The sequence below is a fragment of the Acidovorax sp. GW821-FHT10E03 genome, assembly GCF_059415205.1.
On the sequence record NZ_JBWKMU010000001.1, the window covers coordinates 169240 to 192503 of the forward strand.

Below are 23264 nucleotides of genomic sequence, written 5' to 3' on the forward strand. Positions count from 1 at the left end.
GCACCCTGTCGTCCCAGGATGGGGTCAAGAATGGACGAGGGTCAGGACGGCGAGAAGCACCACCCCGGCCACAAAGAGGAGTCCGTCGAGCAGCAGGACGCTGCGGACAGCAAGACGAGGAACTCGGCTGGCGAACTCTCGCAATTGATCGGCGACCGCATGGCCGCGCGGAAGCGCCGCCGCGGCGGCAAGAAGGCCCGCGACGACCAGAACGGCCAGCAGCAGCGCTGCAGCCAGGTACGCAAGCAGAAAGCCAAACGCATTCATCATGGTGCCCCCGGCGCCTCGCATGCTATTGCCACATCGGCTACCAGCATAACGGCGCCGCCTCATCACGCCAGAATATCCACCGCCGTGTCTCCGCATACGGCGAGGTGCCGATGGAGTAGGGGTCCATGCCTGTCTCCAGGCGCTCCAGTTGCACCAGATAGCCGCCGTAGCTGGCGGCCCACAGCATGCTGCCGTCGGGCGACGCCTCCATGGCGCTGATGGTGCTGCCGATGTGGTGGCGCCACAGCGGGCGGCCGTCGTCCCCGAGGGCGTGCAGGTAGCCGTCGGCATCGCCCAGCACCACGATGCCGGGCAGGGTGGCCGAGGCGTACACGCGGCAGCGTTCGTCCAGCGGCGGGGCGTCTTCGTCGCCCGCAGCCCCTTGCGGCGGCCCTCCGAGGGGGACCGAGCGGGTGCTGCCCCCGTACAGGTGGCACGAGTTGGCGAACAGGCGCGTGCCATCGTGCGAGAAGGTGGCGTGGTGCGGGTAGGACGACAGCGTTTCGTATTCGGCCACCACGTTGCCCCGTGCATCGAGCAGGATGTGCTGGCTGTCCTGGTCGCCCACCGCGATGTGGCGCTCGTCCGGCGACAGGGCCATGTGCAGCATGTCGAGCGCCAGCACCGTGACCTCTGTGCCATCTACCGATTCTTCCTGCTGGTTCTTGGGCCAGGTGTAGGGGCCATCCTCGTCGAAGGTCTGGGGGTGCAGGCGCTGTACGCCGGGGCTCCCCTGACTGCCCTGGCTGGCCAGCAGGTAGATGCCCGTGGGGTTGCGCAGCAGCACGCGCTGGCCGTCGTTGAAGGGGATCAGTTCGTCGCAGCGCTGGCCCGGCGGGCCAGCCGACACCGGCACCAGGGGCGGCAGCTCTTCGTTGCCCTGGGGCAGTGCAAACCGGGCGATCACCGGGCCGTCGAATCCGTCGTGGGTGGTGATGTGCTGGCCATCGCTCCGGGCAAAGCAGCGCCGGTTGGGCGAGCGGCCCAGGCCGTGCAGCGCGGGCAGGGGGGTGCGCCTCACGCCCTGCAGTTCTACCCAATGGACGGCATCGTCGTAGGGCGCGCCGATGCGCGCCAGCACGCGGCCATCGCCCAGCGCGAACACCGGGCCGATGAAGCTGCCTGCATCGGCGGCGCGCCGCACAAAAGCATCGGGGGCAAACGCAAAACGCTCGCGAAAGCGGTCGGCCAGGTCCTCGTCGGCGTGGGTGTTGACCACGCGGGCCAGTTGCAGCACCGTGGCGGCAGCCGCCTTGCGCGGGTCGGAGGGCAGGTGGCTGTCTTCCTCGGTATCGCCTTCGCCTTCGCCGTCACGGTCGCCGTCTGCCGGGTTGCCGCCGTGGCCTGTCTGCGCCTCGGCCGCATCCAGGGCGCGCTGGTGGGCGCGGATGGCGGCCACATAGCCTTGTCCGTCGGCCTGCCACTGGCCGGACAGGGCCATCAGCTCGGCGGGGAAGACCGCCGCATCGGGGGCATCAGGCGCCAGCGGCGGCGCGGCCAGCAGGTGCACGGCCGCCGCGATGCGCTGGGCCTCGGCCTGGCGGGCCTGTTCCTGTTCGTGGCGCGCGCGCACACGGGTCTCCACCCCGCCCGCGAAGCGCAGCAGCCGCGCGATGTGGTCGGCCGCGCCGCGGGGCAAGGGGGCGCGGGCATCGCTCTGGCGCTGTGCGTAGGTGAACTCCACCACGGCGGGCCCGTCCAGCGCGGGCTCCACATTGATCTGGTAGGCGCTGTGGGCGTTGTCTTCTTCGTCGCCGGGGGCGTCTTCGCCGTTTTCCCAGCTGAGCTTGAAGGCGCGGCCCCAGGGCTCGCCGCCGTGCATGCAGGGCTGGCGCGCGCCCACCCACACGTCGCCTTCCCACCAGCCGTTGCGGTCGCTGTCCCACCAGTCGTTGTAGCGCTCGGTGAACACGGGCAGGCTGGTGAAGTCCTCGATGCGTTCTGCGGTCAGCGCGGCCACCAGGCGCTGGTGCAGCGGGTAGCGGGCGCGGTGCTGGCCCACGGCCTTGCGCAGGTAGTCCAGCACGCCACGCCAGGCCTGCGTGCAGGCCCGCCAGGCCTCGGGGGCGGTGTCGGGGGCCAGGGGCAGCCACTCGCCGGGCTCGCCTTCGCGGTAGGCGCGGTACACCAGCGTGGGCTGCGCGGTGGTCGGCACCTTGCGGCCCAGGACGGCGGCGGCCAGGCGTGCCAGCAGCCCCTGGCGCTCGGGCACCTGCGACACCGACAGGTAGAAGTCCCAGGTCTTCCACACGGTGATGAACACGTTGTCATCGCGCTGGTCGCCCTCCGCGTCCACATGCCGCTGGCACAGCGAAAAATCGGTCTGCCGGAACCATCCCGTGGCCGTGTGCTCCTTGGGGCCGATCACCGGCGTGTGTGTTGCGGCGAGGATGTTGCGCACGCTGACCGCTTCATCGGCGAACAGGCCCGCCTCCAGGGGCAGGGCGGCATGGATGTCGTCGCTACTGCGCGTGGCGCTTTCGCCCGCGCGCACGGCGGCCACCACGCGGGGCCGGTCGAGCATGCAGCCGATGCCGTTCTCGCCATCGTCCGTGCCGTCATGGAACACGGGCGGGAACACGATGCCCGCGATCTCGCTGGAGAACTCCGCCCGGTGCGGTATGCCGCGCACCTCGTCCATGAGGAACTCCACCTGCTCGGGCCCGGTGATGTCCACGGGATAGGCATCCGTGAACAGCGCCACCCGGGCCTGCAGGCCGCCCCGCACGGTGAGGCCGCCATGGCGGCCGTCGCCCCACAGCAGGTCGGCCACCCGCAGCGCGCCCTGCACATGCAGCCGCTGGCCACCCACCACGGCGTTGCGCAGGCTCGCATCGCCCAGCACGGCCAGGTGGGCGGCGCCCCCGGTGCCGTCGCAGGTGAGCGCGCCGTCGATCTGCAGGCGCCCCTCGATCAGGACCAGAAAGGGCTGGCCCGCGAGGGCAGGGTGGGCCGGGTGCGCGCCGCCACCCTGCAGCAGCGTCCGCAGCGGGCTGCCGCTGGCCAGGGGCGCATCCAGGTGCAGCGCGGCCAGCTGCACGTCGCCCGCGATGCAGAGCACGGTTTCGGCGGCCAGGGCGGCCGGGTCCTGCGCCAGGCGCCCGGCGATCCAGCTGTCGGCGGGCAGACGGTCGGCCACATCGGCCAGCGTACAGAGTCGGGCGGGGGGCATGTGCATCGGTGCGGGAGGGGGGCGTCCGGCGGGCATCGTACACCGCGCCCTGCACGGTTCCTGCTTTGCGCGGACAATCATGTGTTGTCTTATCAATGGACCGCCATGACACAGAATCCCCCCGCCTTCGAAGTGCTGCCGCGCGACCTGTCCGCCTACCGCCAGGGCAACGTGGGCATCGACTACGTGCACCGTTTCGAATCTGGCCAGCCCGGCCCCCATGTGCTCATCAATGCGCTCACGCACGGCAACGAGATTTGCGGCATGGTCGCCGCCACGCACCTGCTGGACACGGGCGTGCGCCCGCGCATCGGCACCCTGACCATCAGCTTCGCGAACGTGGCGGCGTACGAGTCGTTCGACCAGGCGCGCCCCTTCGAAAGCCGCCAGCTCGTGCACAACCTCAACCGCATCTGGTCGGCCGGCGAGCTCGACGGCACGGACGAGAGCCCCGAGCTGCTGCGCGCGCGCGCCCTGCGCCCCGTGGTGGCCGCGGCGGACCACATCCTCGACATCCATTCGACCAGCCAGGACGTGGAGCCCTTCTGGGTGTACCCGGCCTACCCGCGCAACGCGGACGTGGCGCTGGCCCTGGGACGCCCGCCCGTGCACCTGGTCATGCCCAGCGGGCTGGGGTCGGGGACGCCGCTCATCCAGCACGGCCGCCATGGGCTGGCCGACAGCCAGGGGGTGGCTTTGGTGGTGGAGTGCGGCCAGCATTTCCTGCAGTCGGCGGCCGACATGGCGACGGCGGTGGCACTGGATTTCCTGGCGCACTTCGGCCTGATCGAGGCAGCTGGGGGCCGGCCCGTGCCCGGTCCCCAGCGCCGCTACGAGCTGCTGGAGACCTGCATGGTGCGCACGCCCGGTTTCCGGTTCACACGGCCGGTGCAGGGGTTCGAGGTGTTCGCGAAGGACGAACTCATCGCCACCGATGGTCCGCACGAGATCCGCGCGCTCTGTGATGACTGCACGGTGCTGATGCCCACGCGCGAACCTATCGTGGGCCGCGAGGCGGTGTACCTCACGCGGCCTCTCGCGGTCTGAGGGGCCTGAGGGGCCTGAGGGTTTTCGGGCGCCCCCGCCGGCTCAGAACGATGAGCCGGGTTGCGCGAGAAAAGCGGTTTCCTGCGCGGTGGAGCCGCGCCCCAGCACGGCGTTGCGGTGCGGATACCGGCCAAAGCGCGCGATGATGTCGCGGTGGCGCAGCTCGAACCGCAGGTTGTCTTCCAGGCCGGGCTGGTCGAACAGCGCCATCGCCTGCGCGTGGATGGTGCTCGACTCGCTGTGCATGTAGGGCATGTACGCAAAGGCGCGCTGGGCGGTGGGCAGGTCCCGGTCATGCCGGCCGGCCACCAGTTCCTGGGCGAGCGCCAGCGCCTGCGCGTCCTGTGCGAACGCCAGGGGCGAGCCGCGGTGGATGTTGCGGGAAAACTGATCGAGCACCAGGATTTCCGCCAGGCGCCCGCGCGCCGTGCTGCGCCACGTCCACAGCTCGCAAAGGCGCGCGGCCTCCCAGGTGGCGCCGAAGCGTTCGCGGATGGTGGCGTCCAGTGCATCTTCCTGGGCGAAGTGTTGCGCGGGCGTGAGTTCTTCGAACCAGAAATGAAGGACGTCTTCGGCTTGCATGGGGCGTTCTCTGGATGAAATGGGCAGCAGGCGCCGGAGCGTGGTGCCTGGGGTGCTATGGATGCAATGCGCGCATGTTCGCCGCAGGCCTGGCAGGGAGGGTGCCTTGCAGTCGATGGCTTGGTTACTTGCCTGTTTCCTTGTCCAGGCGGATCTTGCCATCCCGCACGTACTGGTTGAACTGGTCGCGGGGAATGGCGGCCGAACCCACGGCGTCATTGTCGGCCGTCCAGCTCAGGGTGGTGCTGTCCTTGGCGGGCTCGATTTCCACGGGGCCCTTGGGTATGGTGAGCGGCGCGCCGTCACCCGGGGTGTAGGTAACGTGGCCTGCGATGGTGGCGTGCTGTGTCATGCGATCTCCTTTGGCGGGGTGCCGCCGCAATACTGGTCGCTTCATTGGACCGCCAAGCGCGCCGCCGCGCTGTAAGACCATGCCGTGGATCGGCGCGGGCCGTGGCCCAGATCCACCCATCCCGGACCCCTCGTGCCCGGTGTCAGGGCGGCAGCACGGCCTGCGTGCGTTCCTGCCGCACCAGGTACAGCCCGCTGCCGATGATGATGGCGCCGCCCAGCAGCGTGGAATAGCCCGGCACGGTCTGCCACAGCACCCAGTCCAGGCCCATGCCCCAGGCCAGCGCCGTGTATTCAAACGGCGCCACCACCGATGCCTGCCCGTGCCGGAACGCCTCGGTGATCGCCAGCTGGCCCAGGAAGCCCGTGACCGCCAGGCCCGCCACCAGCGGCCAGTGCGCTTGCGCCACACCCACCCAGCGGGGCCAGGCCAGGGCCCCCGCGCCCAGCGCCAGGAAGGCCGTGGTCCAGAACACCAGGCTGGCGCTGGAGTCCGTGCGGCTGAGCACGCGGCCCGTGATGGCCGACACGGCGTACCCGCACGCCGCCCCCAGCACGGCCAGCGCGCCCAGGGTGAAGAAGGCCTCCTGGCTCGGCCGCAGGGCCACGACGACGCCCACCATGCCCAGCGCGATCGCCACCCAGTGCGCGGCGCGCACCTTCTCGCGCAGCACCACGGTCGACAGCGCCGTGATCAGCAGCGGTGCGATGAAAAACAGCGTGTAGGCCTCGGCCAGGCCCAGTTCCTTGAGCGCATAGGTGAACAGGCCCAGCATGGTCACGTTGAGCACGCCGCGCAGCAGGTGCAGGGGCCAGCGCACCTGGAGCAGGCGGCCCGCCTCGCCGCGCCACAGCACATACAGCGCCACCAGCGGCAGCGCCGCCCAGCCGCGCAGCGCCGCCACCTGCATGGCCGGGTAGCTGGCCGACAGGGTCTTGAGCAGTGCGTCCATCAGGGAGAAAAAGCCTACAGCCGCCACCATGGCGACGATGCCGCGCAGGTTGCCCGTGGCCGCCGTGTGCGCCGCCGTGGGCGCGCGGGGGTTGCCGGCCTGCGTCATGGGCGGGCCGCCAGGTGGGAGCGGCGCGCGCGAGGTGCGGGCGCCGGGCTGCGGCAGGGCGGGGGAAAAGGCTGCGCGGGTGGGGTGTGCATGTGCGATGCCGGCGGCATGCTGGTGGCGCCGCGGGCCCAGGTGGCTGAGGGCCAAAAAGTGTAGCGCACGCGCGGTGCCGGAAATGGCTGGCCCGGGCTGCGCCCGCTCAGTCCGGCTTGTGCTGCGGCCGGGTGCTGGCGCGCGCCATGCGGTCGTGCACCAGCGGCACGGCCCACAGCACCAGCAGCGCCAGCAGCGTGCTGAGCACGGCCGTGGTCTCCCGCCCCAGGCCCGCCGCGACCCCGATGGCGGCCGTGAGCCAGATGCCGGCGGCGGTGGTCAGGCCCCTGACCTGGTTTTCGGCGTCGCCCTTGAGGATGGTGCCCGCGCCCAGGAAGCCCACGCCCGCGATGATGCCCTGCAGCACCCGGCTGTTGTCCGCGGGCGCGATGCCGGCCTGCTGCGCGACCAGCACGAAGAGCGCGGCGCCCATGGCCACCAGCATGTGGGTGCGCACGCCGGCCGCCTTGCCCGCGTGCTCGCGCTCCCATCCAAGCAGCCCGCCCAGCACCGCGGCCACCGTCAGCCGCACGACGATGCGCGTGGCCTGCGCGGCGTCGGAGACGTCCGAAAACTCGGACGCCACGGCGGCGGCGATCTCCTGCCAGAGGTCAGCCATGGGGCGTGCCCCGGTGGCCGGTGGCGGGACGGGCGCTTGCCGCCGCGCGGCGGTGGCTGGAGGTGCGGAGTGTTGGCATGGTGGGCAGGCAGGTGGTGCGGCAGCGATGGTGCTGGTTCACGACTGTGCCGCCCGCGCCAGGCCGTGCCTACCAGCGGCGGGCGGGCCCGGGGGTAGGACGGTGCCGACGCGACGCCTGGCCACGCCATGGTGGAAGCCACTGAAATGAGGATGAAAGTGCCATGAAGCGCTTGATGGAAAAGCGCCAATAGCTATGAAAATAGTAGTGAATGGCGTGGCGATGAACGGACCTTGGACCCCCGCCCGGAACCGGCGCCGTCCCTGTGCCACGGGCCGCTTGCACGCAAGGGTGGCGCGTGTCACGATTTGCACCGGGCCCCCCACGCCACCGTTTGCCCGGGCCGCCGCCACGGGGCAGGCGCGGCCCAGTGAGGAGTTCGCCATGACCCCGCAGCGCATTGTTCTGATCCAGGGACATCCCGACGCGAGCGCGCCGCACCTGTGCCATGCGTTGGCGCAGGCCTATGCCCGGGGGGCCACCGGCGCTGGCCACGAGGTGCGGCAGATCGACGTGGCCGCCATTGACTTCGCGCTGCTGCGCAGCCAGCATGAGTGGGAGCTGGGCCTGCTGCCCGCCAGGCTCAGGCCCGCCCAGGACGACATCAGCTGGGCCCGACACATCGTGCTGTTCTTTCCGCTGTGGCTGGGCGACATGCCGGCCCTGCTCAAGGGTTTTCTGGAGCAGGTGGCGCGGCCCGGCTTCGCGTTCACCACCGAGGGCAGCAACCCGTTCGGCCGCAAGGGGCTCACGGGCCGCAGCGCGCGGGTGGTGGTGACCATGGGCATGCCCGCGATGGTCTACCGCTGGTATTTCCGCGCGCACAGCGTGAAGTCGCTGGAGCGCAACATCCTGGGTTTCGTGGGCATTGCGCCGGTGCATGAAACGCTGGTGGGCAGCGTGGAGCAGTTGGGCGAGGACGGCGTGGCCAAGTGGACGGCGCGCATGCAGGCGCTCGGCGCCAAGGCGGGGTAGGCGGGGCCCTCAGTCCTGCCACGGCAACCGCGCCAGCAGGCGCTGCCAGTCTGCCGTGGGGCCCGTGGCCTGCGCGCCGTCCCCGGTACCCGGCGCGGGGCCCGCGCCGCCCTGCGGGGCCACGGGCCATGGCAGCCCGCTTTCGAACGTCATGGCCAGGCCCGTTGCCGGGTGCGGCACCGTGAGCTGCCAGGCGTGCAGCCACAGCCGCTGCTGGCCCAGCCGCTCGGCCCACCAGCGGTTGAGCGGGCCCTTGCCGTGCGTGGCGTCGCCGATGATCGGATGGGCCAGGTGCTTGAGGTGGCGGCGGATCTGGTGGCGCCGGCCCGTCGTGGGCACGGCCTCGACCAGCGAGGCGCGCGTGGCGGCGAAGCGGGGGTCGCTGGCCTCGGGCAGCGTGAGCCGCGCCAGGCGCCGAAAGCGCGTGTGCGCCTCCTGCACGGCCGTATCGGCCGGCGCGTCGTCGGGCCGGAGCGCGTGGTCCACCGCGACGGCCTCGGGCGCCCAGCCGCGCACCATGGCCAGGTAGCGCTTGTGCGTGGCCTGCTGCTCGAAAGCCTGCGACAGCGCGCGCGCCGCATCGCTGTGCAGCGCCATCACCAGCACGCCGCAGGTGCCCTTGTCGAGCCGGTGCACGGGGAACACATGCTGGCCCAGCTGGTCGCGCAGCACCTGCATCACGAAGCGCGTTTCGCCGGCATCGAGCCCCGTGCGGTGCACCAGCCAGCCGGCCGGCTTGTAGACGGCCACCAGGTGCTCGTCGCGCCAGAGGATGTGCAGGGGAGGGTGCATGGAAAGAAAAGTGGCCTGTGCCGCAGGCCGGGTAGGGAAGGCGCGCATTGTGCAGCACGCCGCGCGCTCTACACTGCGCCGATCCCGTTCATGCAAAGGATGCAGTGGTATGTCGGCTGGAGACTGGAAGGACATGTACGCCGCCGCCGTGGCCGGCGATCTGGCGCTGGTGCGCTACCACATCGGTGCGGGCGTGAACCCCAACTACCAGCACCCCGAGATCCTGTGCACGCCCCTGGTGGCCAGCCTGATCCACGGGCATGCCGAGATCACGCGCTACCTGCTGGCCCACGGCGCCGACGCCGGGCTGAGGTCCGACTTCGACGACATGACGCCGCTGGAGGCCGCGCGCCGCCACGGGCGCACCGAGTTCGTGCCGCTGCTGCGGGCCCGGGGCAGCAAGGAAGAGCGCAAGCCGTTCTGGTGGCGCTGGCTGCCCATCTAGCGGCGCCGGTCAGCCGCCGGCGGCGGCGAAGGGGCCCGCCGATCCGCGTGCGGCGGCCGTGTCCGGATGCCAGGACTGTCTGCCCGCCGCTGGTGGCCCCCCAAGGTCTTCAGGCAAGGCGTGCAGACTCCTTGGCCCGCATCTTGGCGGCGATGTATTCGCCGTGCGTGACATGCAGCAGGCCGGCCACCTTGCTGATGGTGTGCATCTCGTTCTCGTCCAGGCGCGCGTCGGCGTACGCCACCTGCCACATGGCCTCGACCAGTTGCACCTTCTGCGGCTGTGTGAAGTGATCGTTCAGGCTGCCCGTGAAGCGTTGGTAGTCGTAGGCGCTGCGGGAGGTGTCGACGGCCAGCTCCAGCAGGCGATCCAGTTCATCGTCGGCCAGCGCGAACTTGCCGCGCAGGGCGGTGACCATGGCCGTGCGTTCGGCCGCATCCATGGCCGCGTCGAACCGCACCACCTCCACCAGCAGCACGGCAGCGGCCAGTTGCACGGCGTGGGCCTGCTCCTGGGCGGAAGGGGTTGCCGGAGGGTGCATCAGGCTGTCGAGCAGGTCTTTGAGTGTCTGGAACATGGAGGGTGCTTTCGATGGGGCCGCGGCATGCAGGCATGGATGGATGGAGGTCGCACGGGCGGTCTTGGTTCCCCCGCCCTGGTGCGGCCGGGCGGACGGCCGCCGTGGCGATACAGTGCTCGCCCCCCGCCACCACCCCGGCGACAATTGGGGGCCATGACGAAGAAAACCATACTCCCCCTGCAACTGCTGGTTGCCCCCGCCAAGAATGATCCCTCGCCCCTGGTCCTGTACCACGGGCGCTATTGCCCCGACGGCTTTGGCGCCGCGCTGGCCGCCTGGCTCTACTACGGCGACAGCGCCGAGTACGTGGGGCTGGACCATGGCGATGTCAATACCGTGGACGACCTGCCGCCCGTCGCGGGCCGCGCGGTCTACATCCTTGATTTCTCCTTCTCGGCCGAGGTGCTGCGCGCCATCGACGAGCGCGCGGCCAAGCTGGTGATGCTGGACCACCACAAGAGCGCGGCCGAGAAGCTCACGGGCTTTGCCTGCCGCTGCGGCGTGGTGCATTTCGACATGGGCAAGTCGGGCGCGCGCCTGGCGTGGGAGTTCTTCCACCCGCACGAACCCGTCCCGGCGCTGCTGCAGTACGTGGAAGACCGCGACATCTGGAAGTGGGAGTTCGCCGAGAGCGCGGGCTTCCTGTCGGCGCTCGACATGGAGGCGCAGACCTTCGAGCGCTGGCGCGAGATCGCATCCTTCACGCCGCAAGAGCTCACGCTGTTCATGGCGCGCGGCGCGGCCATGGATGAAAAGTACCGCAAGCTCGCGGCCGACATCGCCGAGGGCGCGCAGCCGCTGGTCTTCAACGGCATCGAGGGCCTGATGGTGAACGCCCCCGGCATGTTCCACAGCCTGGTGGGCGACATGCTGTCGGCGAAGACGGGGACCTTCGCGCTGATGTGGAGCGCGGGCGCCAAGGGCGTGAAGGCCGGGCTGCGCGCGCAGCGCAATTTCGACTGCATCGCGCTGGCCGAGAGCATGGGCGGGGGCGGCCATGCGCAGGCCTGCGGTTTCAAGATGAAGGTGGAGCGCCTGCCCGAGCTGCTGACGGGCACCTTCAACGCCTGAGGCAGGGGCAAACGCCGCTGGGTCGCTTCGCGCCTTCCCCCTTCTCTCGAATGCTCCGCGATGCGGGAAGGGGAACGCAGCCAGTGCGGCGGGGCGGCCCTTGCACGGATCTCTCCCGGCCCAGGGCGGGCGTGCGCAAACGCCCTGCGCAGCTCTGGGGCATCGTCGGGCCAGTGCCATTGACCCCCGAGGCTACGCCAGCCGCAAGTCGGCCGCCTTTGCCCCCGGAAACACCCGTGCCACGGCGGCGGCGTTCAGCCCGTACATCCGCACGAACAGCCCGCCTAGCACGCTGCGGTAGTCGTTGAGCACCGGGTAGTCGCGGTTCTGGAACAGCGTGGCGGCGCTCAGGGCCTGCTGCTCGCCCGCGATGCGCCCGCCATTCACGCCACCGCCCAGCACCCAGAACACGGTGCCGTGGCCGTGGTCCGTGCCCCGGTTGCCGTTTTCTCGGAAGGTGCGGCCGAACTCGCTCACCACCACGACCACGGTGGATTTCCATGCGGGGCCCATTTCGTCGGCAAAGCCGGCCAGGCCCCGGCCCAGCTCCTCGAAGCGGTTGGCCAGCGCGCCCGTGGCCGCGCCCTGGGCCACATGGGTGTCCCAGCCGCCTACGTCCACAAAACCCAGCTGGTAGCGCGTCTGCATCAGCCGCGCCATGCGCCGGGCCGTGCCCTCGAAGCCTTTAGTGCTGAGCGCGTTGCGGCTGGCGGCCTCCATCTCGCCCTGCATGGTGCGGGCCACTTCCTCGCGCGTGGCAAAACCCTCGGCCACGGGCGTGGCCAGCGGGGTGCCCCGGTACATGGATTCGATGAGCTGGGCCTGCCGCGCGTCCACGCCGCTGCGGCCCGCGCCCGCGCTCAGCAGGGTGTTGGGCACGTCCACCGCACCGCGCAGCACCAGGGGCAGGGTGCTGGTGAAGGCCATGGGCTGCGGCGTGGCCGCTGCGCCGGCCGCCGGGGCGGCGAGTTCGGCCACCAGCCGGTTCAGAAAGCCCGAGCGGTAGTCGCGCCGCCCGCCCACGGGCTGGCCCAGCTCCATGCTGTCCTGGGTGTCGAAGTGGCTGCGCGAGAGGTCGTCGGTGCCCGCGAAGGGCACGAAGGCCAGCTGGCTTTTCTGGTACAGCGGCAGCATGGAATCCGCGAGCGCGGGGTGCAGTCCCCAGTCGGACGTGAGCGCCAGCGCGCCGCCGTCCTGCCCGGGGCGGGCGATGGCGATGTTCGGCCGCGTCTCGTAGTAGTAGCTGCTGGCCGTGGGCACGAGCAGGCTGGCGCAGTCGTAGCCGCCGCGCAGGAACACGAGCAGAAACCGCACGTCCTGCGCGCGCGGGGCGGCCAGAACGCTTGCACTGGCGACGCCGAGCGCGCTGGCGCCCAGGGCCTGAAGAAGGTGTCTGCGTTGCATGGTGTTCTCCTCATCCATGCATGAATTCGGGTGATGCGAGGAACAGCAGGTTCCATTCGCGCGGCGACGCCGCCTGGGCCAGCGCGTTGCGCGTGGCGGTGGACCAGGCGGGCTGCAGGGCGCGCACGTAGGCGCTTTGCGCCAGCGGCGGTGGTGTGCGCTGCGGTGCCGCTGGCCCGGCCATCCCGTCCTCGCGCGGGGCGGGGGCCGTGGCGGCCCCGGCGCCGATGGCCCGGGCGATCTCGAAACGCGTGGACATCTGCCCGGAGCCCGACCACGCGGCCGCATCGAGCGGGTAGCCGTCGGGCGTGGCGCGGCCGTACAGGGGCTCGGCCAGGCGCTGCAGCCAGGCGAGCGCGGGCTCCGCGCCGGGCAGCACGGCGTCGCCATGCGCCAGGCGCAGGGCGGCCAGCACGTAGTGCACCGGGTCGCGGAAACGCTGGCCCAGCGATGCGCGAAATCCGGGGGCGTTGAAGAGTGCTTCCAGCACGGCGGCGATGTCGCCATCGGTGCGTTCGAAGGTGCGGGCCAGCGTCTGCAAAAGCGCGGGCGGCGGGTTGTCGCCCACCAGAAAGAGCGCGATCTTGCGCGTGACGAAGCGCGCGGTCGCGGGAGCGCGGGCCAGGCGGTCCAGCGCTTCGTCCACCTCGGCCAGGCCTTCGGCGCGCAAGGGCTGGCCCAGCAGCGTCTTGGGGTCCCAGTCGTGGCGCTGGGGGTTGAACTCAAACAGCCCCTGGCGCACGTAATGGCGGCGCAGTGCGGGCTTCATGCGCGGCGGCTCTTCGCCGGGCGGGCGCAGCGATACGCCCACGCCGGTCAGCACGCGCGCCAGCTCCTGCACGTCCTGCTGGCTGTAGCCGCCGTCCACGCCCAGCGTGTGCAGCTCCATCAGCTCGCGCGCATAGTTTTCGTTGATGCGGCCGGCTGCGTTCTGCGCGTTGTCCAGGTAGCGCAGCATGGCCGGGTGGCGCGCGGTGGCGCCCAGCAGGTCGCGAAAGCGGCCCAGCGCATGGGGGCGCACGGCACGCTCCTCGTAGTCGCCCACCAGCGCGCGCAGGCTGCCCTTGCCCGCGAACACGTTGAAGTGGTTCATCCAGAACCAGGTCATCTTCTCGCGCAGCTGCGCGGGCGTGTACAGCGCGCGCAGCACGAAACGCTCGGCCGCCTCCTGCTGCAGGGCGCGCATGTCCTGCTGCCAGGCCTTGAGCGCGGCCTTGCGCGCGTCTTCGGTGGGCAGGGCCTTGGCGGCGCGGTGGCGTGCGTCCATTTCCAGGGCCAGCGCCTCGGCGGGCACGCGGGAGATGGTCATCGCGTCGATGCGGGCCTGGGCTTCGCGCGGCAGCGCGGCCGGCGGGGGGCGCAGCTGGGCGGCCAGACAGGCCTGTGCGCCCTGGGGGGCCAGCGCCTGCGCGCCCTGGGCGGTGCAGCCCCAGGTGACGCGGTCCAGCAGGCGGGCCAGGGTGGGCCCGTCGGCGGTGCTCCATGCCTCCATCCCCGTCGCGCAAGCCATGCCGGGGAGCGCCCCGGCCGCCGCGCCCAGCAAGCCCGCGAGCACGGTGCGGCGGCGCAAGGGGGCGGGGCGTGGTGGCGAGGTCATGAAGGGGTTGGGCGGCAGGCCAGGTGCAAGTGGGCGCATGGTGCGCCGCCCCGCACCGCCGCGCAAGCCTGTGCGGTGGGTTTTACCTGCGCGACACAAACGGCCCGGAGGATGTGTCGATTGGTTTCCGCAGGCCGCGCAGCGTGGCGCGTGCGCGGCCTGTCCGCCCGCCTGCTACCGCGCGCCCGCGGGCGCAGCGCCGGTGGCCTGCGCGGCTTCCTCGAAGCGGTCCACCGTGCGCAGCGTCTTGAACGCCAGCATCCAGCCGCCCACCACGCCCAGCGTGCACAGGCCGCCCACCACGGCCGCCGGCACCACGCCCAGCCACGACGCGCTGGTGCCGGCGCGGAACTCGCCCAGTTCGTTGGACGAGCCGATGAACAGCATGTTCACCGCGTTCACCCGCCCGCGCATGGTGTCGGGCGTGGAGAACTGCACCAGCGCGCCGCGGATGTACACGCTCACCATGTCGGCCGCGCCGGCCACCATCAGCGCCGCGAACGACAGCCAGAACCAGCTGGAGAGCGCGAACACCAGGTTGGCCGCGCCAAACACCGCCACGGCGATGAACATGGTGCGTCCCACATGGCGGTTGAAGGGGCGCATGCTCAGGTACAGCCCCGCGCCGACCTCACCCACGGCCATGGCGCTGCGCAGCGCCCCCAGGCCCGCGGGGCCCACGTGCAGCACCTCCTGTGCATAGATGGGCAGCAGGGCCACCACGCCGCCCAGCAGCACCGCGAACAGGTCCAGCGAAATGGTGCCCAGGATGATCGGCCGCGAGCGGATGAAGGTGATGCCTGCCCCGAAGCGTTCGAACATCGTCCCCTGCGTGGGCCCGGGCGCCGTGGCGTGCGCCACCACCACGCGCAGGAGCAGCGCCACGCCCAGCCCGAAGCAGGCGCAGCACACGGCGTAGGTCAGTTCGCCGCCGCCGAGCGCATACAGCAGCCCGCCCAGCAGCGGCCCGCCGATGCTGGCCACGCGCATGAGCATGCTGTTGGCCGCGATGGCCTGCGCGAGCTGGCCGCGCGGCACGATCTGCGGCAGCAGGCTCTGCATGGCCGGGCCCGAGAACGCGCGCGAGCAGCCGTACAGCACCAGCACCGCATAGATGCCCGCCACGCCGCTGGCCCCGTGGCCCGACAGCCACCACAGCAGGGCGCTGCACAGCCCGCCCACGCTCCAGCTGATGGCCAGGATGCGCTTGCGCTCGAACCTGTCGATCAGGTCGCCCGCCGGCAGCAGCAGGCACAGCATGGGCAGGAACTGCGCCAGGCCCACATAGGCCAGCGCCAGCGGCTCGCGCGTGAGGTCGTACACCTGCCAGGCCACCACCACGGCCTGCACCTGCGTGGCCACGACGGCCACCACGCGGGCGATCAGAAAGGAAACAAAACCGGAATGGCGGTAGACGCTGGCGGCGGGCGCCATGGGCGTGGGCTCAGGGGTGGACATGGGCGGGGGAGGGGTGACGGATCGGCCCGGTGCGGTGCAATGCGCCGCCAGGCCTGGTGCGAAGGACCCTGGATGCTACCGGTTGTGCGGCGCCGCCCGGGCCCGCGCCGCGCAAATCCCTCAAAGTGGCGCCGTGCTGGGCCGACCGCGCCGCCGCATCCTCCGCCGTGGCGAGCGTGCACCTTGCCCTGGGGGCGCGGAAGGCTTCAGCGGCCGTGCCGGTGCCGGTAGTCCCAGGGCGCCAGCGGGCGCCGCTGGGACCACAGGCCCGCGCCGCCGCCCCGCGCCTGCTGCTGCAGCGGCGCCAGGTGCGGGTGGCTGGCGGCGTAGGGCGTGTACACCCAGGCCAGGCCAGCCCGCACCTGGGCCGTGGCCACGTCGGTGCCTGCGCAGCGCACATTGGCCACCGTGCGGCCATAGCTGTCCCGGTCCACGGCCTGCAAGGTGGCGCGCTGCCTGAAGCACAGCCGTGCCAGGTTCTGGCGGGACTTCTGTCCGAAGGCCTGGCGCGACTCGGGTGCGTCGATGGCGGCCACGCGCACCTTGACCTGCCGGTAGGCGCCGGGCGTACCGCAGCGCGCGGTGAGGGTGTCGCCGTCGCTGATGGCGACGACCAGGCACAAAAGGGTGGCGAGCGGCATGGATGGAGCGAAGCGGGGAAGCGGGTCGGGCCGAGGGGGCGGCGGCGGTGCGCACCCTCCTGCCACTTTGATGGACGGACTGGAGGGTGGCGCTTGATATTCAATGGATTCTAGCTATCAATAGTGTAGCTTTCCGGCACTCTGCTCCCACTCCGGTGGCGGCTGCGTGTGCGTCGTCTTTGCCCGTCCGGTGGCCGCTGTGGCGGGCACGCATCAACGCGCCACCGTTGAACCGCCGGGGCGGGGTTCAGGCAGGGTTTTGGGTGGTCATTGTGAGAAAATGTTTCACCCATGGGGCCAGGGCCTGCGACCGTGATTCGGCATGCAAGCGCCCACCTGCGCGGCCGGGCCGGTGGGCGAGGGCGCAAGCCTGCCACGGCCGCCCTCCAGGCGGGGTGTGCGGCCCCGCTGTAGTGGCGTGCCCGCGCGGCCGCCATCCCCCGTCTCCGCAAGGCAAGAAATCACCGAAGAAAGAGCTTCCGACCATGTCCTCCCCGCGCGTTCATGCCAGCCCGTTGTTCCTCAGCCTGCTTGCGGCCGCGATGTGGGGCCCTGCCGCGCAGGCGGCGGACGTCACGATCCGGCCGGCGGCGGGCTCGGGGTTTGCCGTCAAGGACGCCAGCGGAACGCAGATCCGCTTTCGCGTGGATGAGGGCGGCGCCATCGCCGCACCGGGGATCGGGGCTTCCCCGGCGGTGGCCAACCGGGTGTGCTACGGAGCGGCCGGCGTGCTCGGTCCGTGCCAGGCTTCGGCCGTGGGGGCCACGGGCGCCACCGGCCCCACGGGGCCGACCGGGCCCCAGGGGCCCGCGGGGGCCACCGGCGCCGCCGGCGGTGCGGGGCCTCAGGGGCTTCAGGGGCCTGTGGGGGCCACGGGGCCCGCAGGCGCGGCAGGAACCACGGGCACCGCGGGCCCCGCCGGTGCGACGGGGGCCACCGGGGCGGCCGGCTCGTTTGCGGGCAGCTACATGGGTGCCTGGTCCGCGGCCACGGCCTATGCCTCCGGCACGCTGGTCAGCCAGGGCGGCTCGACCTACCTGCAGGTCTCGGCTTCGGACTCGATCAACGCCGACCCCTCCGTGAGCCCTGCCGTCTGGGCGCTGGTGGCGCAGGCAGGCGCGGCTGGCGCCACGGGAGCGACGGGCGCCACCGGCTCCGCTGGCGTCGCAGGGGCGGCTGGCGCGGCCGGGCCAGCGGGTGCGGCCGGTCCCGCGGGAGCCACGGGCCCGGCCGGGGCCACCGGCGCGACGGGGGCCACTGGCGCCACGGGTGACCTAACGGGGGCTGTCCAGTTCGCGCCCGCCGTGCAGCAGGCTGCCACCACGGCCAGCGCGCTCGTCAACCTCAAGCTGGTCGGTGCCGCCACGCTGGGTTCGGCCGGCAATACGCCACTGCTGTCGCTGTCTGCCAGCGGCCTGTACCTGGATGGACAAAACCACGACAAGGAGCGTGTGCGTGTGGACAACGACGGCGCCATCCTGTCGGTGGGCGACTTTTCCAACGGCATGGGGGGCGCGCCGGCCGAAGGCCCGGGCACGCGGTTCCTGTGGTATCCGCAAAAAGCGTCCCTGCGCGCCGGGCAGATCGACGGCACCCAGTGGGACGACGCCAACATCGGCATGTATTCCACGGCGTTCGGCTACAACGCCAGGGCTTCGGGCGACTATGGCTTCGCCGTGGGGCAGGGTACGGTGGCGGCCAACGGCAATTCCGTGGCCATGGGGCTGTACAACGTCGCCTCCGGCTTCGCGTCGGTGGCGCTGGGGATGGGCGCGCATACCAACGCGCGGCAGGGCTCATTCGTTTTTGCCGACCGTTCGTTTCCCACCTTCTGCGACGGCGGCGTGTCCTGCTCGCCAGAAACCTACTTCCGCGCGGGGGTGAACAATTCCTTCAATGTGCGGGCCGCGGGCGGCGTGAACCTGTATACGAATGCCGCGGCCACCACCGGCCTGCGCATGAGCTATCTGTCCACTGGCGGGTCCAATTTCTACGGCAGCTTCGTGTGGACCGACCGCTCCAGCGATGCCGCGATCACCCCGTCGGGCACCAACCAGGCCATCTTCCGGTCTTCGGGCGGCTTCACGATCTACACCGACGCGGGCCTGGCGGCCGGGGTCACGGTGGGCGCGGGGGGCGGCTCGTGGTCCTCCGTCTCCGACCGCAATCTCAAGGAGAACTTTGCGGCGGTCGATGGTGAAGACGTGTTGCGGCGCCTGCGCGCGGTGCCGGTGACCACCTGGAACTACAAGACAGAAGGCCTTGCGGTGCGCCACATGGGGCCCATGGCGCAGGATTTTTCCGCCGCTTTCCGCCTGGGGGACAGCGATACGAAAATTGCCACCATCGATCCTGACGGCGTGGCGCTGGCGGGTGTCCAGGCGCTGGACAAGCGCACGGTGGCGCAGCAGCAAAGGATCGATGCGCTCCAGAAGGACCTGCAGGCCAAGGAGGAGGCGCTGGCCGCCATGGTCCAGCGCCTGCAGCGGCTGGAAAAGCTTCTCTCCCAGGCCAGGCCCTGAGGCGCGGGCGCAGCGGTGCGGACCAGGGCGCAGCAATTTGATACCTTGTGTGCGGGGGAACGGGCTGCCCGCTGACATCGCCACCCCGCCATGCGGGCCATACTGCGAAGCCATCGCAATGGGCCGCCGCCGGCGACCCCGTTGCCTCGCGCAAGGGAACTGCGGGCGGCCTGGCCCGTCACACCACCTCTTGGGCTGGCGCCTGCTTGCGGGCAGGCGCGGCCGATGATGATCCATGACACAAAAGGAGTGCCGGTTTGAGCTTTCCTTCGACCACCCCCATTGATCCAGGCGCCCTGGGCGCGCCTTCCTCCCGCGGATTTCCCGGCGGGGCACCGGCTCTGCGCCGCGCCCGGACTTTCGTGGCGGCCCTGGCGGCAGGAGCCGCGGCGCTGGCTTTGCCAGGTTGCTCGGCCACGGGTGCCAAGACCTTCGCCGTGCCGGAGAACTTCGGATCGGTGGCCACCTACTCGCGCCTGTTCGATGCCACCCCGCAGCAGACCTGCGAGGCCTCGCGCCGCGCGCTGCTGAGCCAGGGCTACATCATCTCCACCCACCAGACGGAGCTGGTGGAAGGCAAGAAGAGCTTCCAGCCGGAGGCCGAGTCGCACCTGCAGATGGTGGTGCGCGTGGTGTGCCTGCCGGAGGCCAGCGATGGCAAGGTGAGCCTGGGGTTCGTGACCGCGCTGCAGGACACCTATGCGCTGCGCAAGACCAACAACTCCGCCAGCGTGGGCGTGGGCGCCATCGGCTCGGTCTCGCTGCCGTTTTCCGCCAGCAGCGAATCGCTGGTCAAGGTGGGGAGCGAGACCATCTCCAAGGACACGTTCTACGAGAGCTTCTTTGACCTCGTCAAACGGTACCTGGCGATCGACCAGGCCCAGGCGGCCGGAGGCTGAGGCCCCTTGCGGGATGCGCGCGGGGCCCGGCGAAGCCGGGCGGCGGCCTCACTGCCCGCGCCAGCGTGCCACCTGCTCCCATCCCGCGGGCCAGTCGCCCAGGCCGCTGTCGGCATTCACATGGCCGAGCGCGCCCAGCACCACGTGTTCGGCGTTCCACGCGCCCGCGCACCGCGCCGAAAAACCGGGGGTGGAGTAGGGATCGCTGGTACTGCTCATCAGCATGAGCCTGTCCATCGTCGGCAGCGCGGCGGGCAGCGGGAAGAAGCCCCGGGCATCGGCTGGAAACGCCGGGCCCTCGGGGTTGGGCACGGCCACCAGCAGCAGGGCGTGCAGCGGCCGGTGGTGGCGTGCGGCCCAGTGCACCGCCACCAGGCAGCCCAGGCTGTGGGCGACCAGGATGGGGGGCTGCGCCGCCGCCGCGATGGCGTCGTCGAGCGCCTGTACCCACGCGTCGCACACGGGGTGATCCCAGTCCGCCTGCTCCACGCGCGCCACGTCCGCGTGCCGGGTTTGCCACAATGACTGCCAATGCCCGGGGCCGGAGTTGTGGATGCCGGGAATGAGCAAAACAGGTCGCGTCGCCATTGGTGTTCCTTGTCGTGAAAGCAGATCCATCACTGCCCTCCGACGATAGGAAAACCATGCCGCCGTGGCCAGCGGGCTTCATCGGAAAGCGCGCCCCCAAACCTTGAAATCATCGCAAAGGAACCACCCCCGTGGAACTGGACAAGAAAGACCGGCAGATCCTCATGGCCCTGCAGGACGATGCGCGGCAGAGCCTGTCGGCGCTGGGCAAGAAGATCGGCCTGTCGCAGCCGGCGATGAGCGAGCGCGTGAAGAAGCTCGAGGACGCGGGGGTGATCTCGGGCTATGCGGCGCGCATCGACCTGGCCGCCGTGGGCCTGGGCCTGCAGGCCGTGGTGCGGGTGCGCACCACGCACGAGCACATCAAGCGCTACGTGCAGCTGTTCCAGTCCATGCCCGAAGTGCTGGATGCCGTGCGCGTGACGGGCGAGGACTGCTTCGTGGTGCGTTGCGCCTTCGGCCAGCCCGCCGACCTGGAGCGCGTGGTCGATGCGCTGGCGGCGCATGGCAGCGTGTCCACATCGCTGGTGCTGTCCCATCCCGTGCACAAGGCGGTGCCGCTGGCGTGAGGGGGCGTGCAAGACGGGAAGGCTTGCGGCGCCTTCAGTATCAAGCCTGGGTGCTATATAAAATATAGCAAACCTTGCCTCTACGGCCGCGGCACCTCGTAGCGCAGCTCCGCGAAGATGCCGCCCAGCGTGGCCACTGACTTCAGGCGCAGCGTGGGCTGCACGATGGACCGCGGAAACAGCGGCGCGCCCGCGCCCAGCGTGACCGGTGCGATCTGCACGATCAGCTCGTCCAGCAGGCCCGCGTCATGGAACTGCCCCATGAGTTCGCCGCCACCCACGATCCACACATTGCGCCCTGCTGCGGCCCGCGCCATGGCCTGGTGCACGGGCCGCACGTCGCCCTGCACAAAGCGCACGTCGGCACCGGGAATCGCGCGCAGCCTGCGCGAACTGAACACCCACGTGGGCTGCGGGTAGGGCCAGGGCTGGCCCGCGTCGACGGCATTTCTGAGCATCCATTCGTAGGTGTGCGAGCCCATGGCCAGCGCGCCCACATCGCGGATGAAAGCGGGGTAGCTGGAGCCCTCGATCTCGCCAAACTGCAGCAGCCAGCCGAGGTCGTGGTCGGGCGTGGCGAGGAAGCCGTCGAGGCTGGAGGCGCCATAGAACTGGGTGGTCACGCGGATTCCTTCCGGTCGGTGGGTGGCCCTGCACTCTAGTGCGCGCTGGTGACAGCGTACTGGCAGCAATGGTGCGTTGCGCGCGGCCTCGCGGGGCCCTTGAAACCCCGTTCGCGCGGGCACGCGAATAGCGCGAGGAGCCGATGGAGTGCATTTTTAAAAATTGTATTGAGACAATTGATAGTCGTATTTGACAATCAATGTCGAAGAATCGAGACTGCATGCACCGACACACAGATCCCATGCAGCCATGAAACGCCTGACCGACTACGCCAGCTACGCCGATGCCCAGAGCCACTTCGCGACCGAGCGCCTGTGGGATCTTTTCGATGGGGACCGCGCTGCGTTCAACATCGCCCATGAGTGCGTGGACCGCCATGCCGGTGCGGGCCGCGATGCGGTGATCGTCTGCCGCGCCGATGGCGTGGACGAAACCATCACCTTCGACGAACTCTCGCGGGATTCGGCCCGTTTCGCACACTTCCTCGAAGGCCGCGGCGTGCAGCGCGGCGACCGTGTGGCGATCATGCTGGAGCCCTCGCGGGCGTTCTACACGGCGATGTTCGGCGTGATCAAGCGGGGCGCCATTGCCGTGCCGCTGTTCACGCTGTTCGGCCCCGACGGCGTGCGCATGCGGGTGGGCGATTGCAAGCCGAGCCTGCTCATTACCAACGAGGAAAAGCGCGGGGTCGTCGAGGGCCTGGGCACCACCGCGTTCGAGGTCTTCGATGACGCGCTGTGGCAGCAGCTGCAGGCGCTGCCTGCCACCTACGCCAGCACGTCGCGGGCCGACGACCTGGCCGTGTTCCAGTACACGTCCGGCACCACGCGGGAGCTGCCCGAGGCCGTGAAGCACACCCACAAGGCGCTGGTCACGCTGATGGTGGCCGCGCTGTACGGCACGGGGCTGCGCCCCGGCGACCGCTTCATGTGCCCGTCGTCCCCCGCCTGGGGGCACGGCCTGTGGCATGGCACGCTGGCGCCGCTGGCGCTAGGCCTGACGATCGGCAGCTACAGCGGCCGGTTCAACGCCGAGCGGCTGCTGCAGGCGCTGTCGGCCCACCGCTTCAACAACATGTCGGCCGCCGCCACGCACTACCGCATGATGAAGAACTGCGGCAAGGCGGGCGACCACGCCTATCACTTCACGAAGCTGTCGTTCACCGGCGAGCCCATCGACGACGACACGGCCGACTTCGTGCACGAGCGCTTTGGCCTGGAGGTGTGCAGCATGTACGGCACGACCGAGATCGGCGTGGTGCTGGTGAGCTACCCCGGCGCCAGCGACTTCCCGGTCAAGCGCGGCTCGCTCGGCAAGGCCGTGCCCGGCACCCGGGTCGAGGTGCACGACGCGCAGGGGCGCATCTGCCCGCCGGGCACCACGGGGCAGCTCATGGTCTTGCGGCGCGGCCAGTGGATACCCACCAAGGACCTGGGCCGCACCGACGAGGACGGCTATTTCTTCCACGGCGGCCGTGCCGACGACGTGATCATTTCCGCGGGCTGGACCATGAGCGCGGTGGAGATCGAGAACGTCATCCTCATGCACGAGGACGTGCTCGAAGCCGCCGTGATCGGCGTGCCCGACGCACTGCGCGGGCAGGTCGTCAAGGCCTTCGTCGTGTCAGGCCGCGAGCGCAGCGAGGGTTTCATCGACGAGATCCAGAACCTTGTCAGGACCAAGCTCAGCCAGCACGAATACCCGCGCCACATCGCGTTCGTGGCGGAGCTGCCCAAGACCCCCGCCGGCAAGGTGCACCGCAAGGTCTTGCGGGAGCGCGAAGCGGTGGCCTGCGCCTGAGCACCCCGCCACCCGCGGTCCCTTC

Annotated in this window: 22 protein-coding genes; 8 read left to right on the forward strand and 14 right to left on the reverse strand. The window is 70.7% G+C overall.

All coding sequences use genetic code 11. The annotated features are described in order from the left end of the window. Window positions 1–24: 24 nt before the first annotated feature. Together AC07OD_RS00765 and AC07OD_RS00770 are read right to left on the reverse strand one after the other, a co-directional pair. Complete coding sequence (locus AC07OD_RS00765; protein WP_494594608.1) at window positions 25–270, reverse strand: hypothetical protein; 246 nt, start codon at window positions 268–270, stop codon at window positions 25–27. A 37-nt stretch (window positions 271–307) separates the two neighbouring features. Continuing rightward, the gene (locus tag AC07OD_RS00770; RefSeq protein WP_494594609.1) at window positions 308–3442 is read right to left on the reverse strand and encodes a WD40 repeat domain-containing protein; all 3135 of its coding nucleotides are present in this window, start codon (window positions 3440–3442) and stop codon (window positions 308–310) included. 105 nt (window positions 3443–3547) lie between these two features. On the opposite strand from AC07OD_RS00770, the gene AC07OD_RS00775 reads away from it, so the two are divergent. Next, a complete protein-coding gene (locus AC07OD_RS00775; RefSeq protein ID WP_494594611.1) occupies window positions 3548–4489 on the forward strand; it encodes a M14 family metallopeptidase in 942 nt (313 codons plus the stop codon). Window positions 4490–4531: 42 nt separating this feature from the next. On the opposite strand, the gene AC07OD_RS00780 is transcribed toward AC07OD_RS00775, so the two are convergent. From AC07OD_RS00780 to AC07OD_RS00795, 4 genes are all read right to left on the reverse strand, one after another. After that, window positions 4532–5071 carry a DUF924 family protein gene (locus AC07OD_RS00780; RefSeq protein WP_218293972.1) on the reverse strand — a complete coding sequence of 180 codons (540 nt, stop codon included), beginning with the start codon at window positions 5069–5071 and terminating at the stop codon, window positions 4532–4534. 124 nt (window positions 5072–5195) lie between these two features. Then, window positions 5196–5423, reverse strand: coding sequence for a hypothetical protein (locus AC07OD_RS00785; protein WP_218293973.1), 228 nt, complete (start codon window positions 5421–5423; stop codon window positions 5196–5198). A gap of 142 nt (window positions 5424–5565) precedes the next feature. Further along, the gene (locus AC07OD_RS00790; protein WP_369641939.1) at window positions 5566–6483 is read right to left on the reverse strand and encodes a DMT family transporter; all 918 of its coding nucleotides are present in this window, start codon (window positions 6481–6483) and stop codon (window positions 5566–5568) included. A gap of 199 nt (window positions 6484–6682) precedes the next feature. Further along, complete coding sequence (locus AC07OD_RS00795) at window positions 6683–7195, reverse strand: MgtC/SapB family protein (protein WP_218293975.1); 513 nt, start codon at window positions 7193–7195, stop codon at window positions 6683–6685. 463 nt (window positions 7196–7658) lie between these two features. Here AC07OD_RS00795 and AC07OD_RS00800 point away from each other — a divergent pair, with 463 nt between their 5' ends. Further along, window positions 7659–8249, forward strand: a complete 591-nt coding sequence (locus tag AC07OD_RS00800; RefSeq protein ID WP_218293976.1) for an NAD(P)H-dependent oxidoreductase — start codon at window positions 7659–7661, stop codon at window positions 8247–8249. 9 nt (window positions 8250–8258) lie between these two features. Here the strand turns inward: AC07OD_RS00800 and AC07OD_RS00805 are convergent, their stop codons facing one another. Beyond that, the gene (locus AC07OD_RS00805) at window positions 8259–9041 is read right to left on the reverse strand and encodes a pseudouridine synthase (protein ID WP_369641941.1); all 783 of its coding nucleotides are present in this window, start codon (window positions 9039–9041) and stop codon (window positions 8259–8261) included. Between the two features lie 109 nt (window positions 9042–9150). Between AC07OD_RS00805 and AC07OD_RS00810 the strand changes: the two genes are divergently transcribed. Further along, complete coding sequence (locus tag AC07OD_RS00810) at window positions 9151–9486, forward strand: ankyrin repeat domain-containing protein (RefSeq protein WP_494594615.1); 336 nt, start codon at window positions 9151–9153, stop codon at window positions 9484–9486. 109 nt (window positions 9487–9595) lie between these two features. On the opposite strand, the gene AC07OD_RS00815 is transcribed toward AC07OD_RS00810, so the two are convergent. After that, window positions 9596–10063: a tellurite resistance TerB family protein gene (locus tag AC07OD_RS00815; RefSeq protein ID WP_218293979.1), complete on the reverse strand. Its 468-nt coding sequence runs from the start codon at window positions 10061–10063 to the stop codon at window positions 9596–9598. Window positions 10064–10219: 156 nt separating this feature from the next. Here AC07OD_RS00815 and AC07OD_RS00820 point away from each other — a divergent pair, with 156 nt between their 5' ends. Then, the gene (locus AC07OD_RS00820) at window positions 10220–11137 is read left to right on the forward strand and encodes a DHH family phosphoesterase (RefSeq protein WP_218293980.1); all 918 of its coding nucleotides are present in this window, start codon (window positions 10220–10222) and stop codon (window positions 11135–11137) included. Between the two features lie 192 nt (window positions 11138–11329). Here AC07OD_RS00820 and AC07OD_RS00825 read toward each other — a convergent pair whose 3' ends face one another. From AC07OD_RS00825 to AC07OD_RS00840, 4 genes are all read right to left on the reverse strand, one after another. Beyond that, entirely contained in the window at window positions 11330–12541 is a 1212-nt protein-coding gene (locus tag AC07OD_RS00825; protein WP_494594617.1) for a DUF1501 domain-containing protein, read from the reverse strand. Between the two features lie 10 nt (window positions 12542–12551). Further along, the gene (locus tag AC07OD_RS00830; RefSeq protein ID WP_494594619.1) at window positions 12552–14138 is read right to left on the reverse strand and encodes a DUF1800 domain-containing protein; all 1587 of its coding nucleotides are present in this window, start codon (window positions 14136–14138) and stop codon (window positions 12552–12554) included. A 174-nt stretch (window positions 14139–14312) separates the two neighbouring features. After that, on the reverse strand, window positions 14313–15596 hold the full coding sequence (locus AC07OD_RS00835) for an MFS transporter (protein WP_218293982.1): 1284 nt from the start codon (window positions 15594–15596) through the stop codon (window positions 14313–14315). Between the two features lie 206 nt (window positions 15597–15802). Next, on the reverse strand, window positions 15803–16237 hold the full coding sequence (locus AC07OD_RS00840) for a thermonuclease family protein (RefSeq protein ID WP_369641946.1): 435 nt from the start codon (window positions 16235–16237) through the stop codon (window positions 15803–15805). Between the two features lie 485 nt (window positions 16238–16722). Here AC07OD_RS00840 and AC07OD_RS00845 point away from each other — a divergent pair, with 485 nt between their 5' ends. Both AC07OD_RS00845 and AC07OD_RS00850 read left to right on the forward strand, forming a co-directional pair. After that, a complete protein-coding gene (locus AC07OD_RS00845; RefSeq protein WP_494594622.1) occupies window positions 16723–18759 on the forward strand; it encodes a tail fiber domain-containing protein in 2037 nt (678 codons plus the stop codon). A 362-nt stretch (window positions 18760–19121) separates the two neighbouring features. Further along, on the forward strand, window positions 19122–19658 hold the full coding sequence (locus tag AC07OD_RS00850; RefSeq protein ID WP_370627835.1) for a DUF2242 domain-containing protein: 537 nt from the start codon (window positions 19122–19124) through the stop codon (window positions 19656–19658). A gap of 48 nt (window positions 19659–19706) precedes the next feature. On the opposite strand, the gene AC07OD_RS00855 is transcribed toward AC07OD_RS00850, so the two are convergent. After that, window positions 19707–20246, reverse strand: coding sequence for an RBBP9/YdeN family alpha/beta hydrolase (locus AC07OD_RS00855; RefSeq protein WP_494594624.1), 540 nt, complete (start codon window positions 20244–20246; stop codon window positions 19707–19709). Window positions 20247–20377: 131 nt separating this feature from the next. On the opposite strand from AC07OD_RS00855, the gene AC07OD_RS00860 reads away from it, so the two are divergent. Further along, window positions 20378–20815, forward strand: coding sequence for an Lrp/AsnC family transcriptional regulator (locus AC07OD_RS00860; protein ID WP_218293986.1), 438 nt, complete (start codon window positions 20378–20380; stop codon window positions 20813–20815). A gap of 80 nt (window positions 20816–20895) precedes the next feature. On the opposite strand, the gene AC07OD_RS00865 is transcribed toward AC07OD_RS00860, so the two are convergent. Further along, on the reverse strand, window positions 20896–21438 hold the full coding sequence (locus tag AC07OD_RS00865) for a dihydrofolate reductase family protein (RefSeq protein WP_492245610.1): 543 nt from the start codon (window positions 21436–21438) through the stop codon (window positions 20896–20898). A gap of 250 nt (window positions 21439–21688) precedes the next feature. On the opposite strand from AC07OD_RS00865, the gene AC07OD_RS00870 reads away from it, so the two are divergent. Further along, the gene (locus tag AC07OD_RS00870; protein WP_494594627.1) at window positions 21689–23239 is read left to right on the forward strand and encodes an acetate--CoA ligase; all 1551 of its coding nucleotides are present in this window, start codon (window positions 21689–21691) and stop codon (window positions 23237–23239) included. The last annotated feature ends 25 nt before the right edge of the window (window positions 23240–23264 follow it).